Genomic DNA, 17,724 nt, shown 5'->3' on the forward strand with positions numbered 1-17,724 from the left:
CGTGGATTGTTCGATCATCGTCCCTTGCTTCAACGAGGAACAGGCGCTGCCGCTGCTGGTGCGGCGGATCGCCGATCTGCGCGAACATTGGGACTGGTCGAGCGAACTGGTGCTCGTCGACGACGGCAGCCGCGACGACACCTGGCTGACGATCCAGCGCCTGCGCGAAACGCACCCGTTCATCGTGCCGGTGCGCCACGCGGGCAACCGGGGCATCGTCGCCGGGTGGCGTTCCGCCCTCGCCGCCGCGTCCGGCCGCCACGTCGCGCTGCTCGACGCCGATCTGCAGTACCGGCCCGAGGATCTACCCGCGCTGCGGGAGAAGCTGCGGGAATCGATGGCCGACGTGGTCCAGGGCGCCCGGGTCAGCGAACCCAACCGCACGCCGCTGCGCCGGCTGATGACGGCCGGCCTGTCGCTGCTGCTCAACCTGCTGTTCGGCATGCATTTGAAAGACAACAAGAGCGGTTTTCTGCTCTGCCGCCGCGAGGTGCTGGCGGACGTGCTGGAGACGCGCTTCCGTTATCGGAACTTCACACATTTCATCGCCGTCGCCATCCACGCCCGCGGGTACCGCATCGCGCAGGTGCCCGTGGTGTTCGATCCGCGGGCGGCCGGCGAATCGTTCATTAAAAATCCCTGGCGTTTCGCCTTGCGTTCGTTGTTGGATTTTCCGCCCGCGTTGTGGGAATTCCGGCTGGCGCCCCGCGGGAGGAAAGACTGATGTGCGGTATTGCGGCCATTTGGGGCAAAGGCGAAATCGAGCCCATGACGCGTATCCTGACGCATCGCGGGCCCGATGAAGAAGGCTTTTTCCGGGACGGCCCGGTCCAACTGGGCAGCCGGCGCCTCAAGGTGATCGACCTGTTCACCGGTCGCCAGCCGATCCGCAGCGAGGACGGGACCTGCGCGATCGTCTACAACGGCGAGATTTTCAATTACCGCGCCCTGCGGGCCGAGTTGGAACCGGATTACCGCTTCGCGACCCAGAGCGACACCGAGGTGATTCTGCACGCCTACCGCCAATGGGGCCGCGATTGCCTGTCGCGCTTCAACGGTCAGTTCGCCTTCGCCATCTACGACGGCGCCCGGATTTTCGCCGCCCGCGACCGCCTCGGCGAAAAGCCGCTGTACTGGGCCCGCAACGCCGACGGCTTTTACCTCGCCAGCGAGATCAAGGCCCTGCTCACCCAGGTGCGAAGCGCGCCGCGGATCGACGAATCGTTCTGGGCCTTCGACGCGGCGCTCGCCCCGGACACGATGTTCGACGGCATTTACGAACTGCCGCCGGCGCATTTGCTGATCTACGACGGCCAGAACGTGCGGATCGAACGCTATTGGGAAATTCCGAAACCGGACCCCGACGCGCCGGTCGACGAGGACGAACTGGTCGAGGAACTGCAGGCGCTGATCACCGACGCCGTGCGCCTGCGCATGGCGGCCGACGTGCCGATCGGCCTGTTCCTCTCCGGCGGCCTCGATTCCAGCCTGATGGCTTCCCTGGCCCGGCCGAACGAAACCTTCATCTGCCGGTTCCCGCTGGGGCCGGCGTTCGACGAATTCGCCTACGCCGAAATGATGGCGGGACGGATCGGCGCGCGCGTGCACGTCGTGACGCCGACGGCCGCCGATCTGCAACGCGACCTCGAAACGATCGTCTGGCACCTCGACCAGCCGATCGCCACCGCCTCGACGATCAGCGAATTCAGCCTGGCCCGGCGCGCCAAGGAATACGTCACGGTCGTGCTCGGCGGCCAGGGCGCCGACGAAATCTTCGGCGGCTACGTGCGCTACCTGCTGATGGACCTCGAGCGCGAAGTGGGCGAATGTCCCGAACTGGCCAACTATCATTCACTCGCCCGCTTCTTCTGGCGCCCCGATCTCTTCGCCGATCCGGCCGCCCGCTATTATCACCTGATCCATCGCGCCGAGGTCGCGGACCCGCTACGGCAGATCGACCGGATTCGCGCCTATTTCCAGGCCGGGCGCAGCCTGATCGATTGCCTGGGCCTCGCCGATATCCATTTGTCGCTGCCCAGCCTGATCACCATGAACGACCGGGCCGCCGCCGCTTACGGCCTGGAAAATCGTTGCCCCTTCCTCGACCATCGCCTCGTCGAATTCGCTTTTCGCCTGCCGCCGCATTTGAAGGTGGCGCGTCTCGGCGCCAAAATCATTCTGCGCCGGGCGGCGCACGGCCGGATCCCGGCCGCGATCATCGACCGCAAGGACAAGAAGGGCCTCGTCGTGCCGATCCAGCAATGGCTCGACGGACCGCTCGCCGGGTGGGCGAAGGAATTGGAGCAATCGCTGGCCGCCCGCGGCCTGCCGCTGCCGCCGTCCGCCGGCCGGGGCGAGTTCGATCGCGGCCGCTACTCCCGGATCTGCCTGGAGTTGTGGTTCCGGCGTTTCTTCCCCGGTTGGCATGCCTAGCGTCACCGCCATCGTCGCGACGCGCGACCGCCCGGAGATGGCGGCCGAAGCGGTGCGATCGATCCTGGCCCAAACCCGCCCGCCCGAGGAGATCATCGTCGCCGACGACGGCGACGGCCGGACGGCGGCTGCCCTGGCCGCGCGCTACGGCGTGCAGACCACCCAAAGCTGGAAGCGCGGGCCGGCGGCGGCGCGCAACGCGGCGGCATCGCTGGCCGGCGGCGACTGGCTGGCCTTCTGCGACGACGACGACACCTGGCTGCCGACGCGGCTCGAAAAACAACTCGCGGTGGCGGACGCGGACACCGTGCTGGTTTTCGCCGACGCCGACCGCAGCGACGGCCGTCGGGAGTCGGCGGGGCGGAAACCCGCGGCCGGGTCGGTTTTTCGCCGGCTGCTGCTCGACAACTGGATTCCGACCAGCACCGTGTTGTTGCGCCGTGACGCGTTCGAACGCGCCGGCGGCTTTCATCCGCGTTTTTCTCCGGCCGAGGACTACGATCTCTGGTTGCGCGTCAGCCGGCTGGGCCAGGTTCGGTTTTTCGCCGAACCGCTGGCGACCTATCGCATTCATGCGGGGCAACTGCAGAACCAGCAGCTCGAGATGATCGGCGCTACCGTCGCCACGGTGGAAAACGCCTGGCGGGAAGGACGGCGCGAATACCACCGCCCGGCCGGGCTGTCCGGCCGCTTGCGGCGCCTGCATTTTCTGCACGGCCGCCTGCTGGCTCATCACGGCTTCCCGGCGGCGGCGCGCCGGGCCTATTTGCGCGCCTGGCGTTACGCCTGGTTCTATCCGCCGGCGCCGCTGTTCTGGCTCTTGAGTTTTATCGGAATTTAGTCGGCGGCGGCCGCGCTTTCGCGATCGGCGAGCAGCCGTAACGCCGCGCTCTGCCGCGCCGCGGCGAGCAGGGCGGCGCGCCCTTCCTCATCGCCGTTCGCCTGGGCGATCTCCTGCCAGGTCAACCAGGCGGCGACGAAATCGCGGTCTTCCCGCAAGCAGTTTTCCACGGCGTCCTCGGCCTCGCTCCAATCCTCGCGCCGCTGATACACCCGGGCGAGTTGCAACCAGGTGGCGGGATCGTCCGGCACCGCGTCCAGCGCCTCGTGCAGGTAGCCGATCGCCTCGCGCCAACGCTGTCGATCGGCGGCGAGGCGGCCCAACCGGCGATACGCTTCCACCGGCGGCTTGTCCGCCCGGCGAATCGCGGTGCGGTAGGCTTCGCGGGCGGCGTCCGGATTGCCGCTCCGCTCGTGCGCCTGTCCCAGCATCAACCACAAAGCCGGCTGTTCCGGATCCTTGCGCAGGGCGCGATCGAGCAACGTCGCGGCGTTCGCGGGATGGTCCAGGGCGAAATGGCTTTGCGCCAGCAGGGCCACGGCCGCGGCGTTGCCGGGATCGAGAGCCAGAACGCGATCCAGCTCGGCGGCCGCCGCCGACGCTTGCTTGAGCTGCATTTCCACCGCCGCCGTCGCCAGCCCGACGACGACCCGAATCGCGAGCCCGGGTTCGCCCGCCGGCCGTTCGCCAAGCCGGCCGGCCGCGGCGACGAACTGCGCCAGGGCCTCGGTCGGCCGGCCATGCACCAGCAAGGTTTCGCCGAGCAGATACTGCCCGACCGGGTTGTCGGGATGTTCTTGCAGATCGCGCTGGGCCTCCGAACGGCAACCTTGCGGTTTGCCGGTCGCCAGCAGCTCGAGGGCATAGAGGTTGCGGTCGTCGAACGGGGGCCGCGGCGGATCGGCCGCTTTTTGCAGGAGTTGCAACCGGCGGACGATCCCGTCGTCGTGGAGCGGTCCTTCCTCGGCGTAGGGACGTCGGATGAACGCGTCGAGGCTCGCCACTTTGGGGAGCTGCGCCGGCGGCGATTTCCAGACATTCGCGAACGGGCGGCCGGGCATCTGGGCCGACTGCGGCAAACCCAGAAACGCCAACGCCGTCGGCACGAAATCCGCCGCTCGCGGCGATTCCAACGTCGAGCCGGGAATGATGTTCGGGCCGTACAACGCCGCGATCCCGTGTCCGGGATGCGCAAAATCGCCCGTCGGCGTGCGGCCCGCGAGGTAGCTCGGATCGTCGGTGGCGATCAGGACCAACGTCCGGCTGTCCGCGAGTTCCAGCAATCGGCCGAGCGCTTCGTCGACCGCCCGGGCATACCAGCGCGACGGTTTGCCGAAATCCGGCGCCGCCGCCGCTTCGCCCGCGGCCAGCGCCGCGCCGGCATGGTGCCGGGCGCTGTTCAGGCCGTCGAGATACACCGCCAGCAATTGCAGGCGCGGCCAGACCTTGGCGGCCAGCGCGGGAACCTCTTGCAGCGAGGCCTGCGCCAGCCGGGAAGAAAAACGCCCACCGCGCGGCACCCGGCCGACGAACGAATCGTAATCGGGCTCGTGCGCGGGCACCGGCAACGCTTCACCAGCCAGTTCGGCCAGCAAGCCCATGCCGCGATAAAAGGCGAAATCGTCGTAAGCGACCTTGACGTCCGGCGGCACCGGGGCGCTGCCCGGCCAGCCGATCACCCCCGCGGGGAGGCGCCGCCGCGCGGCGATTTCCCACAACGTCGAACTGGCCCGCTCGGGGGCCAGCAACCGGCCCGTCTGTTCGTCCAGGCGAATCGGACCGGTCACGCGGTGCTCGGCCGGCGGCCGTCCGGTCGCCACCGATACCCAAAAAGCCGCCGGCGGTAACGGTTCGTCGCCGGTCAACGTTCCCGCCGCGCCTTTTTCGCGGAGTTGATTGAAATGCGGCGCCTCGCCGGCCTTCATCATGGCCTGCAAGAGATCCCAACTGACGCCGTCCAGGCCGATCAGCAAAACCCGCGGTTGCTTGGACAGCGTGGGCAGGCAAGCCGACAAGCCCGCCAGGAGCAGCAGAACCAGGAAAAGCGGGGTCATCCGACGCATGGCTGGGGTCATCCGGCAATAAAAATTAAAAAGGGGAGCCAGGCGAAAAAACCACCGTCAGGTGATTTTTTCGCCCGGCGAAAAACTAAGATGTCGATCGATGATGTTGCTTACTTGGCTTTCTTGGCCGGGGCTTTTTTGGCCGGGGCCTTCTTCGCCACCGCTTTCTTCGCCGGGGCCTTCTTCACGGCCTTTTTGGCCGGGGCCTTCTTGGCGACTGCCTTCTTCGCGGGGGCTTTCTTCACGGCTTTCTTCGCGGGGGCTTTTTTGGTCGTAGGCATCTCTTCCTCCTCCTCTTCCTTGTCTTTCTTGCCCTTGCCAAACTTGCGGAGAGCCATTGCCATCTCGCGCAAGCGCTGATCGACCAGACCATTTACCGTCCGGGGCGGATAGGTGCCGTCCGGCCGCCGTTCACCGGCGGGAACGCCGGTCAAAAGACTGATGCCTTCATCGACGGTGGCGACGGCCCACAAGTTGAACTTGTGTTTTTTCACCGCGTCGACGATTTCGAGGGGAAGCATCAGGTCTTCGACGTTTTGCACCGGAATCATCACGCCCTGATTGCCGTTCAGGCCGCGCGTCTTGCAGATTTCGAAGAAGCCTTCGATCTTTTCGTTGACGCCGCCAATCGGCTGAATTTCGCCCTTTTGGTTCATTGAACCGGTCACGGCAATGCCTTGATCGATCGGCAGGCCGGACAGTTCGGACAACAACGCGTACATTTCGGTGGAGCTGGCGCTGTCGCCCTCGATGCCGCTGTAATTTTGTTCGAAGGTGATGGAAGCATTGATGCTCAGCGGTTTGTCGCGCAGATATACACCGCGCATGTAACCCGAAAGGATCAACACGCCCTTGTCGTGAATCCGCCCCGACATCTTGCTTTCGCGTTCGATATTGATGATGCCGCTCGTGCCCAACCCGATCTGCGCGGTGATGCGGGAGGGATGCCCGAAGGCATAGTCGCCGAGCATCGTCACGGCCAGACCGTTGACCTGGCCGACCACGCCGCCAGTCGAGCTGATGAGGATCAAGCCCTCGTCGATCAGCTCTTGCAGCTTGTCTTCGTAAAGCGACAGGCGTTCGCGCCGCGCCGCGAGTGACTGGGCGACGTGCTGCTCGGTGATGAGTTTTTTGTTTTCCCGCCGCGCGTAGTAATCGGCCTCGCGCACGATGTCGGCGATGATCGAAAAACGGGTCGACAGTTTTTTTTGCCGCCCCGCCATCCGCACGCCTTCCTCGGTGATCGCGGCGACCGCCTTGGCCGTGAGGTGCAATAGGTTTTCGTCGGTGATGATTTTGTGCAGGAACGACGAGTAGCGCACGATCATCTCGGCGTTCTTTTCCATTTCGTAGTCGAAGTCGGCCTTGACCTTGAAGATCTTCCGGAAGTCCTCGTCGTAATGATAGAGCATCTGGAAGAGCCAGGCGTCGCCGATCGCGACGATCTTCAGGTTGATCGGAATCGGCTCGGGCTTCAGGCTCGAAACGAGCATCCAGTAGTAAGCGTCCCAGCCTTCGATTTCCAGTTCGCGGGTTTTCAGCGCCCGCTTGAGGTTTTTCCAGACGCCCGCCTCGGAAATCGCGTCGAGCAGGTTGATGACCAGCACGCCGCCGTCGGCTTGCAGGATGCTGCCGGCGCGGATCTTGGTGTAGTCGGTCGCCCAGTTGCCGAATTTGTTGATCTGCTTTTCGACGAAGCCGAACAGGTTTTTGTAGGTCGGCGTGTTTTCGATGATCACCGGCAGTTTGTCGGTCTGGGAATTGTCGACGATGACGTTGACCTGGAAATCGAGGAACTCGTCGGGGCCGCTCATGTCGGCGAACGGATTGGGCACCGGCTGTTGCGCCGGTTCCTCGTGCTCTTTGAAGCGCGTGATGTCCGACAGCACGGCTTCCTGCACTTCGTCGAGGTAGCGGAGCACTTTTTCGATCCGGTATTTCTCGCGCAGGTCGGTCAGCAGATCGGAAACGATGTGGTAGCCGTAACTCTGCTCGAGTTCGTTGAGCGCTTCGCGCATGTTGCGTTCGATCTGGCGCACTTTTTTCATGGTGCTTTCCAGTTCGTTGCGCAGCACGGCGTGCTGTTCCTTGAGGCGCTGCAACGTGTCGGTCGGGAAGTTGCCGTTGGCGGCCAGATTCTCGAGTTGTTCGAATTGCACCGGCTGACCGTCGATCAGCGGCAGGATCATCGGCCGCGTGAACGGGCCCATCTGCACCTGCACCATCGAGAAATTTTCGTTCTTGATGGTGCTTTCGAGCTGGCGGAAATTTTCTTTTTGCTGGTTGCGATGCTCTTCGATGATGGCGTCGCGGCGATCTTTGTATTCGGGGTTGTCGAAGATGTTCGGGACCGTGCGCTTCAGATCCTCGACCAGTTCCGCCATGTCTTTCTTGAATTCGGCGCCCTGCCCCGCGGGCAGTTTGATCGACCACGGCTTCTGCGCGTCTTTGAAGTTGTTGACGTAGATGATGTCCTGCGGCGGCGTCGCCATGCCGTTCATCTTTTTCAACAACGCCTTGATCGTCGCCATCTTGCCGGTGCCGGCGAGGCCGCTGACGTAGATGTTGTAACCGGGAGCCCGAATGTCGAGCCCCAACTCGATGGCCTTCAGCGCGCGCGCCTGCCCCAGCACGCCGTCCAGCGGCGTCGCGTCTTTCGTCGTCTTGAATTGGAAGCAGGCAGGATCGCAACGCCAGCGAAGTTGGTCGGGCGATAAAAGGAAGGACTCGCCGCTGAATCTCGCCATCTACTCCCCGAGTAGTTAATTCTTAGTTAGCTTTTTTTATCGCCATCGATTGCATTACGCAAGAAAAAAATTCACTTCGGCGATTTCTTCGCGGCGATTTTTTCCGGTGCGATTTTTTTGTTTCGTCATTTTCGTCGGGCGCGCGGTCCGGTTAATTTTTTCTCGCGGTCCGCGGCGCGAGATGGGCGGCGCGCTTTGGGAGCCCTTATTTTTCAGCACTGCGCGGCGCACTCGCCGGCGCATTGCCGCGGCCGCGCGCGCGCGGTGGACCGATGCCGTAAGTTTGTTGAATCATCGCCACCAGATCGGTCGGCAAGCGGTGGGGCGTCGCGTACCAATTTTTCGTGACGTACGTGCACGGCCGCCCGTCGACATCGCGATAAACCAGGCAGGTGCTGAGGTCGGCGACGGAAACGGATTCGTGCACGTGCAGCAGGCGTTCGCACGGAATGAGGGTGACATTGCGATCGTAGCGCTCGACGAAGAATTGCGGATCGAGGCACACGTAATAGCGCGCTTGAAACCAGCGCCGGTAAAGCGCGCGCCAGCCGGGGAAACCCATGAAGACGGCGGCGAAGAAACCGCAAGCCAGCAGCAGTTCCGCGAGCGTCGTCGGAAAACGATGCAACGCCAGGCCAGCGGCGCCCAGCACCATCACCGCGAGGCCGAGCGGCGCGAACGGCGCCGCCGCCAGAATGAACAGCCGGGACGGCCGGCGCAGGGGAATCTTGCGCTCACCGCTCCGGAGATCGATCTCCGCCAGCAACGTCCGCCATTCGGCGGGCAACCGACTGATGCGTTCGTGGATGATCGGCATGATTCACCGGCCGCCGCGAGCGGTTCTGATTCTGCTTCGTTCGCCGGACACAACAACCCCCGTCCTGCCGGTAGTTCCGGGGATGGCGAACGTCGCGGCTCAGCGTCCGACTTGTTGAAAAACGTAGGCCAGGATGAAAAGCAAAGTCACTCCCGACAACAAGACGATGGCGCGCTTGACGTTCACGATGTCCTCCCCGGATGTGTCGCTCGTCACCTACCGCAAAGGAGGTTCGCTGTCAATTGAAAACCGGCAGTGGATTCGCGGCGTCAAGAAACGTGGATGAATTCGTCGGCCGCGGCGACGGCGGCGGCGCGATCGCGATCGGCGTCGAACCAACGGATATCCCGGTCGGCGCCGAACCAGGTGCGTTGCCGTTTCGCGAATTGCCGAGTGCTGGCCTTGGTCCGCTCGACGGCCTCCCGCAACGTAAGCCGACCGTCCAGATGCGCGTGCAATTCGCGATACCCGATGGCGGCCTGGCTCGGCAAGTCCGGTCCGTAACCGAGCGCGCGCAATTGACGCACCTCGCGCAGCCAGCCGTTGGCCATCATCTCGTCGACGCGCTCATCGATGGCGACGGCCTGCGCGTCGCGCGGCAACGTCAAGCCGATTTTCACCAGGCGATAGGGCGCGTCGGCGAAGCCGTGCTCCGCTTGCCAACGGCTGAGGGGCTTGCCGGTCAGATCGAAGACTTCCAGCGCCCGTTCGAGCCGCACGTAATCGGCGGGATGAACTTGCGCGGCGCGCGGCGGATCGACCTCCTGCAAACGGCGGTGCAAACTGCCCGGCGTCGCGGCTTCCAGTTCTTTGTAACCGCGGCGCAGTTCCCAATTCGCGGGCGGCCCTTCCCACAAACCCTTGGTCAACGCCTTGATGTAGAGGCCGGTGCCGCCGGCCACGATCGGCACCCGCCCGCGCGCCGCGATCGCGGCGACCGCGCCGCCGGCCAGTTCGCGAAAGCGCCCGGTGCTGAAAGTGTCGTCCGGATCGGCGACGTCGAGCAGGTGAAACGGCACACGCGCGCGTTCCGCGGGCGGCGGTTTGGCCGTGCCGATATCCATGTGCCGGTAAACTTGCATCGAATCGGCGTTGATGATCTCGCCGCCCAGCCGGCCGGCGATTTCCAGGGCGAGTGCGGTTTTCCCGGTGGCCGTCGGGCCGCAGACAACGATCAGCCTGGGCCGCGCGTCCGTCATTCGGTTTACGGCGCGCCGACGACGGCGAAGGATTGCGTGTCGGGATCGTACAGTTCCGCCGTCGCCGCGGGATCGGGGGCGAACAGATCGACGGAGCGATTGCCACCGGTGACGAGCACGCGGCCGTCGGGCAGCCGGCCGATTTCGGGCACGGTGCGCGGCGAATTGAGCGCGCCGACGCCGACGAAGATTTCCTGGTCGGGCTGATAAAGCTCGGCGCTGTCGAGCACGACCTGATCGGCGATGCCGCCGCAGATCAACACCGTACCGTCGGCCAGCGCCGCGGCGCGATGCCCGCTGCGCGCCTGCAGCAGCGAGCCGGTGAAGGCGAAATACGGATCACCGGCCGGCGCGAACAGCTCGGCGGTGGCGACTTCGGCGCCGCCGGAGAGCGTGCCGGAAAAACCGCCGGCGATCAGCCAGCGGCCGTCGGCCAATTCGGTCAGCGTGGCGTTCAACCGCCCCGCCTGCATCGGCGTTTCGTGGTCGGGGATGCCTTGCAGGTCGGTGACGCGCAGGTTGTCGAGGCGCACCGCCGCCGCGCCGGGCACCGTCTGGAAGCCGTCGAAGCCGCCGAAGATGACCACCCCATCGCCGATCACCGCCGCCGTATGGCCGTAGCGCGGATTCGGCAGCACGTCGGTCAGCAGCGTGAAGGTCAGCGCCGCGGGATCGAACACCTACAGCGTATCCAGCGCGTTGACGCCGTCGGAACCGCCCGCGATCAGCACGCGCCCGTCGGGCAGCGGCGTCGCGGTGTGCAGGGCGCGGCCGATCTCCATCCGGTCGTCGACCAGGGTGAAGGTTTGGTCGTCGGGATCGAAAATCTCGGCCGAATTCAACGTCTGGGCGAAGCCTTCCTCGTAGCCGCCGACGAGCAGCACCCGGCCGTCGTCCAGCAGCGTCGCGGTGTGGCTGAAGCGTTCCTTGTGCATGCGGTTCTGCACCGCGGTGAAGCGTTCCGTCGCCGGATCGAAAATTTCCGCGCGATCCAGCGGCCCCGCGTGGCCGATTCCACCGGCGAGCAGCACGCGGTCGTCGGCGAGTGTCGTTTGCGTGTGGGCCAGCCGCGCCCAGACCAGCGAACCCGGCGCCGCCGCCGCGCGCGCCGACTCGGCGTAATTGGGCAATTCGTCGTAAGCGATCGCCTCGTAGTAGTAGACGCCGCCGATCGTCACATCATCGTCGACGAATTCCTTCACGTGCCGCGACAGGTTGGCGATCACCACGCCAGCGCCCAGCGCGTCGCCGACCTGGTACCGTTCGCTCCGCACCGGCAGGGCGTCGGGATAATCGTCGGTGGCGCGCACGATCAGTACGCCTTCCAGATCCTCGTTGGCGTCCTGCAAATCCTCCTGCAGATCCTCGTCGAGATCCTCGGTATTATCCTCGCCGGCGATGCCCCAGGTTAGCAGCACGTTGCCGGCGCCGGCTTCGGCGTCGAACGTTTCCACCACCAGGGGCGGATTGATGTCGGGATCCTCTTCCTCGGTGTCGACGATCCGCTCGGGGCAACCCGTCAAAAGCAGCGCCGCCCAGGCCAGCAGTACGCCGAACAGCAACCGCCGGCGCCAAACCCGCATCATAGCCATGCCTCCCGAACCGCTTCGCCGGTTCGCTCGTTTCATCACCTAACAAGCGGTTGAAAAAGGCCGTCCTGGCCTTTTTCAACCGCGCTCAACAAAAAGCGTGGTTTTTCTTTCGCTTCATTTTCGGCAACTTCGGAAGTTACCGAAAATGGCGATCCATCCATGGATCGCACGCCGGGTGTTTCTCAACACCCGGCTAATTGTCCTCGCTTTCCGGGTCGTTGAACAGGTCCCGGAGCCGGCCGGGATCGTGCAAGACCTGCAACGCGGCGAGATACGGATTGAGTTCTCCCTGCCGCACCTGCCGGATCAACCGCTCCAGGTCGTTCGACGCCCCGCCGCCGCGAATGCGCGTGCCGATCTCGTCGACGATCACCTCGACGAACTCGGTCAGATTGGCCGCCGCCCGCTGCCGTTCGAACAGGCCTCGGTCGCGGGCAAATTCGTAATGGCGATCCAGCGCCTCGGCCACCCGGTCGATGCCCTGCCCGCGAAACGCGGCCGTCAGCAGCACCGGCGGCGACCAATCGGCCCGTTGCGCCAGTTCCACCATCGCCTCGAGTTCCTTGGCCAGCCGATCGGCGCCGTCGCGGTCGGCCTTGTTGACCACGAACAAGTCGGCGATTTCGGTCAGCCCGGCCTTCATCGTCTGCACGGTGTCGCCGCTTTCCGGCACCAGCACCACCAGAATGCTGTGGGCCAGTTCCATGATATCCAGTTCGGTCTGGCCGACGCCCACCGTTTCGACCAACACGATCTCGTAGCCGGCCGCGTCGAACAAATGAACGACCTCGCGCGTGGCGCGCGACAGGCCGCCGTGGCTGCCGCGCGTGCCGACCGCCCGGATGAAAACGCCGGGATCCGCCGCGTGGCGCATCATCCGGACCCGGTCGCCGAGCAGCGCGCCACCCGAGAACGGGCTGGAGGGGTCGATGGCCACGATGCCGACCTTAAGGCCGCGGGCGCGATATTCGCCGGCGAGTTGGTCGACCAGCGTCGATTTACCGGCGCCGGGCGGGCCGGTGATGCCGATGATGCGAGCCTGCCCGGCGCATTCGTAGACGCGCTTCATGATTTCGGGCATCGACGGATGCCGGTTTTCGACCAGGGAGATCAAGCGCGCCAGAGCACGCGGATCGCCGGCCAGCATGCGCTCGATCAGTTCCACGGTTTATCTCCGGGCAAAAGCTCGTTCGATTTCATCGATGGGATACTCGCGCACCGTCGGCCTGCCGTGCGGGCAGGTCGTGGGCTGCGCGCATTCGTCGAGGCCCCGCAATATCTCCCGCATCTGGGCCAGCGTCAAGGCCTGACCGGCCCGCACGCTGCCGTGACACGCCGCCAGCATCAGGATGGCTTCGATCCGCGCGGCGGCATTGCCGGCCGTGCCGGTCTGGCGCGCCTGATCGATGCAATCCAACACCAGTTCGCGCGCCTCGGCGTCGGGCAGAACGGCCGGCACGGTTTCGATCCGCCACGAATCGGGGCCGAAGGCGGCGACCACCAGGCCCAACCGCGCCAGATCGTCGACGATCGCCGCCAGCGCCTTGGACTCGACCGGGCGCAGTTCGAGGACGATCGGAAAAAGCAGGTTCTGCACTTCCAGCGAACCGTTGAGCATCCCCTGGCGCAGCCGTTCGAAATTGACACGCTCGTGCGCCGCGTGCTGATCGACCAGGAGCAGCGAGCCGCCGCGGGCGCGGCTTTCGCAGACGATGTAGCTGTCGGCGAGCTGGCCGATGATGCCCAGGCTCGCGAACTGGCCGACCGAGATCTCGGGCGGCGCGCCGGTTTCGATGTCCAGGCGGGTCGGCGTATGCGCCGGCGGCCCGGTGAGCGGTTCGGAAGCCGGAAAGGCAAGCGTCGGCCGGGCGCTTTCGCCCGGCGCGGCTTCGCGCCTGACGGTCGCGGCGCCGAAGGTCGCGGCCGAGCGCCCGAATTGAGTCAGGAAACCGCCGGCCGGTTGGGTGAAGCGCGCCTGCAACGCCTGCGACAAGGACCGGCGCACGCCCTCGTAGACGTTCGCCGTTTGCCGAAAGCGCACCTCGGCCTTGGTCGGATGCACGTTCACGTCGACCAGCGCCGGATCGATCTCGACGTTGAACACCACCACCGGATAGCGGCCCTTGATGAGGTGGCCGCCGTACGCGCCGTTGATCGCCCCGAGCAGCAGCTTGTCGCGCACGTGGCGCGCGTTGATGTACGGAAAGCAGTGCTTCAGGCTGCCGCGGCTGTAATCCGGATTGGTGGCGTAACCGCGCACGGTGAAGTAGGGAAAGTCGCCCTCGAAGGCGAACAGGTGTTCGAGCACCTCGCGGCCGAGCAGCGCGCCGAGGCGTTCGGTGATTTCCGTTACCGCCGGCGCGCGCAACACGCTTTTACCGTCATCGAGCAGGTCGAAATACACGCCGGGCCGCCAGAGCGCCAGACGCAGCAGCGCTTCGGCGACGTGCGCCAGTTCGGTCTTGCCGGCGCGCAGGAACTTGGCGCGGACGGGGGTGTTGAAAAACAGGTCGCGCACCTCGAGTCGCGTGCCTTCGGGCATGCCGGCCTCGGCGACCTGGCGGATTTCGCCGCCTTCGGCCCGCACGACGGTGCCCGACAGCGCCCCGCGTTCGCGGGAATGCACGGCCAGCCGGGAAACCGAGGCGATGGCCGGCAGGGCCTCGCCGCGAAACCCGAGCGACCCGATGCGCCAGAGATCGGCCTCGGTGCGGATTTTGCTCGTGGCGTGCCGCTGCAGGCAGAGCGCCGCGTCCTCGCGGTTCATTCCCGTGCCGTCGTCGGTGACGCGAATCAGCTTGCGCCCGCCGTCCTCGACCTCCACGACGATGCGCGTCGCGCCGGCGTCCAGCGAGTTCTCCACCAGTTCCTTGACCACCGAGGCGGGCCGTTCGACGACCTCCCCGGCCGCGATCTGGTTGGCGAGCTGGGCGGGCATGACGTGGATGCGCGGTGCCAAAATCGGATTCCTCACGCGTCAAAAGAAAAGCCCCCGCGGGCTGTTCGCCGGGGGGCTTGGTTCAAGCTCGATCAATCGGCGGGCGTCGGCGTTTGGCGCCCGGCATCGCCGCGGCCTAGAGGCCGAGATAAATCTTGCACTCTTCGAAACAGGTGTCGTCTTTCTCGTTCGCTTCGCAAACGCTGACGCAACCCAGGGTGCATTCCTTGTAACGGGTATAGTCGGCCTTGGTGGGCTCGTGATCCACTTCGTACTGCTTCATCAGGAGGGCGTCGCACTGGGTGACGCACAGGTTGATGTTTTCTTCCTGGCCGAAGTAGCAGCAGGAGCAGGCGTCGAAGCAATCCTCGATCACCAGATCGAACAACTCGCAGTTCAACTGATCGTCGTTGCGATCCTTGGCGTTGTTGTCGTCATCACTCTGTTGAGTCAGGTAATCCTTGTGGCGATATTCATCGTGATCACCGCAAGCCGTCAAGAATAGGCCCATTCCCAGGGACGCCAGAATCGCGAACACGAGCAAATAGCGTTTCATACTTGTCTCCGTTGAGTTTCTAACGGCGAATTATGCGCCTCGCTAGCAAGGTCGTATTTATTTAGCAGGAAGCCCGCGGCAAATCAAGCCGGATTTTCACTCTCCGATCCAGGCCGAAACCGACGCTTTTTCCTTTTCTCAACAAACGCTTTTTAAAGTTATACCAGCAAAAAAACGCCACAAATACAGCCAGTTCCGAGTTTTCGCATCGTCCGGCCCTCGTCTCCGGGTTCGAACGGCGCTCACGGTAGCGGAGCGCGTTCGACCACCGTGTATCGCGCGCCGGAAGGCAGCAGGTCGGAACGATACAAAATCAGCGCCTCCGCGTCGAACTCGCCGAAAGAACGACCTTCGAGTTGATGCATCGCCTTGTGCAGGGAACCCAGTTGTTTCGGCAACTTCATTCGTCCGAGGGTGACATGCGGATGAAACGGCCGCTCTTCGCGCGCGAAGCCGATGGTTTCCATGGCCAGTTCGAGGCGCTGCACCATTTGTTCGAGAACCGCCGTCTCGCCGCGCAGGCCGGCCCAGACAACCCGCGGTTTTTCTACATTGGGAAACACCCCGATACCTTCGCAGGTCAGGCGGATCTTTTTTTCGACCGTCGCCGCGGTCAGTTTCATCGCGTGCCCGATGTCGGCCACCCGCTCCGCCGGAGTGTCGCCGAAGAACTTCACCGTCAGGTGCATTCCCGCCAGGCCCACGCCGCGCACGTGCGAATTGGCATGGGTCAAGGCATCTTGCGCCCGCGCCAGCTCCTGCTTGACCGGCTCGGGAAGCGGGATCGCGATGAACAGCCGCCACGAGTTCATGACGACAAGACCCTCCGCAAGCGGTCGAGCGCCTGTTCGGCGGCGACCAACCGCACCCGCCGGCGATCGCCGGAAAAGACGTCGCGCCACGCCTGGACATCGCTCGGACCGGCCAAAGCCATGTGCACGAGGCCGACGGGCTTCTCGAGCGTGCCGCCCGACGGCCCGGCGATGCCGGTTACCGCGATGGCGAGATCGGCGCCGGAGCGTTCGCGCAGGCCGGCCGCCATAGCCTCGGCGACCTCGCGACTGACGGCGCCGTGGGCGGCGATCAGTTCGGCCGGCACCCCGAGCTGGCGGACTTTCGCCTCGTTGCTGTAGGTCACCGCGCCCTCGCGAAACCAGGCGGAACTGCCGGGGACATTGGTGCAGCGGGCGGCGATCAATCCTCCGGTGCAGCTTTCCGCCGTGGCCAGGGTCAGGTTCTTCGCCAGCAACAGCCCGGCCACCACTTCTTCCAGCGTGCGGCCGTCGTCGGTGATGACCGCCGGCCCGATGGCCGGTTCGATCAGGGCGCGGGCCGCCGCGAGCTTGGCTTTGGCGGCTTCCGGTTCGGCGTCGCGCGCCGTCAGGGTCACCATGATTTCCGGCGTCATCGCGGTGAAGGCCAGATCGACGTCGCCCAGTTCGATCAGCGCGAGCCGCTTATCGAGCGCGCCCTCGGCCCAGCCGAAAGTCCGCAAGCTGACCGACGCCACCGCGTGATGCGATGGCAGGTGTCGCTTTAAATAAGGAACGATCTGTTCACGCGCCATCATTTCCAGTTCGCGCGGCACGCCCGGGGCGAACAGCGCGTGCCGGCCGCCGGCGGCGAAGGCGAAACCGGCGGCGGTGCCGATCGGGTTGGCGAGAATCGTCGCGCCCTGCGGAAACTGGGCCTGCCGGCGGTTGTTGTCCGACAACTCGCGGCCGAAGCGCTTGAAAAACTCGACCAAGAGCGCCAGCGTCGGCGCGTCCTCGACCAGCGGCACGTCGAAAACCGCCGCCGCCGCGTCGCGCGTGCGGTCGTCCACCGTCGGCCCGAGCCCGCCGGTCACCACCACCACGTCGGCGCGTTCCCAGGCTTCCCGCAATGCCGCCGCGATGTCGTCAAAGCCGTCGCCGACCACCGTGGCTCGATCGAAGATCAGGCCGATTTCCTTCAGCGCCAGCGCCAGCAACTGCGTATTGGTGTCGCTCCAGCGCCCGTCGAGCAGTTCCGCGCCGGTGAGAATCAGTTCCAGCCGCATCCGAGCCACCCCAGCGCGCAGAAAACGCGCAGCAGAATGTTGGCGTACACGGCGGCCGCCACATCGTCGGCCATCACGCCCAAGCCGCCGGCCTGGGCGCGGTCGATCTGGCGGGCCGGCCAGAACTTGGCGATGTCGAAAAAGCGGAAAAAGAAAAACGCCCAGAAGAGGTTCCAGAAGCCGACCGGCACCAGGTACATCGTCAGGACGTAACCGACGATTTCGTCGATGACGATGTTGCTCGAATCGCTTTCGCCGAAATGCCGTTCGGCGAAATCCGCGGCCTTGATGCCGATGAAAAACAGCACGAGCATCGCGAGGAAATACGCGAACGGCGAGCCTTGCGCCAAGAGCAGCACCAGCGGAATGCCGACCAGGGTTCCCCAGGTGCCGGAAGCCGGGCGCAGATAACCGGTGCCCAGCCCAGTGGCGATCGCCAGGTAAATCGTTTTCACTGTCGTCTCCTTCGTCGATTTACGCTCAGGTTGCCGGAGCGC

At 65.0% G+C, this 17,724-nt stretch carries 16 protein-coding genes; 4 read left to right on the forward strand and 12 right to left on the reverse strand.

Annotation, left to right across the window (positions count from 1 at the left end; all coding sequences use genetic code 11):
- The first annotated feature begins 1 nt into the window (after position 1).
- From GX444_06165 to GX444_06175, 3 genes are read left to right on the forward strand one after another with little or no spacing between them, the layout of a single operon-like run.
- On the forward strand, positions 2 to 724 hold the full coding sequence (locus GX444_06165) for a glycosyltransferase family 2 protein (GenBank protein ID NLH48172.1): 723 nt from the start codon (positions 2 to 4) through the stop codon (positions 722 to 724).
- Positions 724 to 2,433: an asparagine synthase (glutamine-hydrolyzing) gene (gene asnB, locus GX444_06170; GenBank protein NLH48173.1), complete on the forward strand. Its 1,710-nt coding sequence runs from the start codon at positions 724 to 726 to the stop codon at positions 2,431 to 2,433. Before GX444_06165 ends, asnB begins: the two co-directional genes overlap by 1 nt.
- The gene (locus tag GX444_06175; GenBank protein ID NLH48174.1) at positions 2,426 to 3,274 is read left to right on the forward strand and encodes a glycosyltransferase; all 849 of its coding nucleotides are present in this window, start codon (positions 2,426 to 2,428) and stop codon (positions 3,272 to 3,274) included. Before asnB ends, GX444_06175 begins: the two co-directional genes overlap by 8 nt.
- Here GX444_06175 and GX444_06180 read toward each other — a convergent pair.
- From GX444_06180 to GX444_06190, 3 genes are all read right to left on the reverse strand, one after another.
- Positions 3,271 to 5,337 carry a tetratricopeptide repeat protein gene (locus GX444_06180; GenBank protein ID NLH48175.1) on the reverse strand — a complete coding sequence of 689 codons (2,067 nt, stop codon included), beginning with the start codon at positions 5,335 to 5,337 and terminating at the stop codon, positions 3,271 to 3,273. The genes GX444_06175 and GX444_06180 overlap by 4 nt on opposite strands.
- Before the next feature lie 110 nt (positions 5,338 to 5,447).
- Positions 5,448 to 8,084: an AAA family ATPase gene (locus GX444_06185; protein ID NLH48176.1), complete on the reverse strand. Its 2,637-nt coding sequence runs from the start codon at positions 8,082 to 8,084 to the stop codon at positions 5,448 to 5,450.
- Between the two features lie 205 nt (positions 8,085 to 8,289).
- On the reverse strand, positions 8,290 to 8,901 hold the full coding sequence (locus GX444_06190) for a hypothetical protein (protein ID NLH48177.1): 612 nt from the start codon (positions 8,899 to 8,901) through the stop codon (positions 8,290 to 8,292).
- 133 nt (positions 8,902 to 9,034) lie between these two features.
- Between GX444_06190 and GX444_06195 the strand changes: the two genes are divergently transcribed.
- On the forward strand, positions 9,035 to 9,187 hold the full coding sequence (locus tag GX444_06195; GenBank protein NLH48178.1) for a hypothetical protein: 153 nt from the start codon (positions 9,035 to 9,037) through the stop codon (positions 9,185 to 9,187).
- Here GX444_06195 and miaA read toward each other — a convergent pair.
- From miaA to GX444_06240, 9 genes are all read right to left on the reverse strand, one after another.
- Positions 9,171 to 10,100: a tRNA (adenosine(37)-N6)-dimethylallyltransferase MiaA gene (gene miaA, locus GX444_06200; protein NLH48179.1), complete on the reverse strand. Its 930-nt coding sequence runs from the start codon at positions 10,098 to 10,100 to the stop codon at positions 9,171 to 9,173. The two genes, GX444_06195 and miaA, sit on opposite strands and share 17 nt — an antisense overlap.
- 5 nt (positions 10,101 to 10,105) lie before the next feature.
- Positions 10,106 to 10,780: a hypothetical protein gene (locus GX444_06205; protein NLH48180.1), complete on the reverse strand. Its 675-nt coding sequence runs from the start codon at positions 10,778 to 10,780 to the stop codon at positions 10,106 to 10,108.
- Entirely contained in the window at positions 10,781 to 11,686 is a 906-nt protein-coding gene (locus GX444_06210; protein NLH48181.1) for a hypothetical protein, read from the reverse strand.
- A gap of 199 nt (positions 11,687 to 11,885) precedes the next feature.
- Positions 11,886 to 12,839, reverse strand: coding sequence for a methylmalonyl Co-A mutase-associated GTPase MeaB (meaB, locus tag GX444_06215; protein ID NLH48182.1), 954 nt, complete (start codon positions 12,837 to 12,839; stop codon positions 11,886 to 11,888).
- Positions 12,840 to 12,860: 21 nt separating this feature from the next.
- Positions 12,861 to 14,651, reverse strand: coding sequence for a DNA mismatch repair endonuclease MutL (gene mutL, locus GX444_06220; GenBank protein ID NLH48183.1), 1,791 nt, complete (start codon positions 14,649 to 14,651; stop codon positions 12,861 to 12,863).
- Positions 14,652 to 14,766: 115 nt separating this feature from the next.
- The gene (locus GX444_06225; protein NLH48184.1) at positions 14,767 to 15,186 is read right to left on the reverse strand and encodes a hypothetical protein; all 420 of its coding nucleotides are present in this window, start codon (positions 15,184 to 15,186) and stop codon (positions 14,767 to 14,769) included.
- A 242-nt stretch (positions 15,187 to 15,428) separates the two neighbouring features.
- Positions 15,429 to 15,998, reverse strand: a complete 570-nt coding sequence (thpR, locus tag GX444_06230) for an RNA 2',3'-cyclic phosphodiesterase (GenBank protein ID NLH48185.1) — start codon at positions 15,996 to 15,998, stop codon at positions 15,429 to 15,431.
- On the reverse strand, positions 15,995 to 17,227 hold the full coding sequence (locus GX444_06235) for a competence/damage-inducible protein A (GenBank protein ID NLH48186.1): 1,233 nt from the start codon (positions 17,225 to 17,227) through the stop codon (positions 15,995 to 15,997). Before GX444_06235 ends, thpR begins: the two co-directional genes overlap by 4 nt.
- Positions 17,212 to 17,682 (reverse strand): phosphatidylglycerophosphatase A, encoded by a 471-nt coding sequence (locus GX444_06240; protein ID NLH48187.1) that lies wholly within the window; start codon positions 17,680 to 17,682, stop codon positions 17,212 to 17,214. The genes GX444_06235 and GX444_06240 overlap by 16 nt, the downstream gene beginning before the upstream one ends.
- Between the last annotated feature and the right edge of the window lie 42 nt (positions 17,683 to 17,724).

The organism is Myxococcales bacterium, from assembly GCA_012517325.1.
GTDB lineage: Bacteria > Lernaellota > Lernaellaia > Lernaellales > Lernaellaceae > JAAYVF01.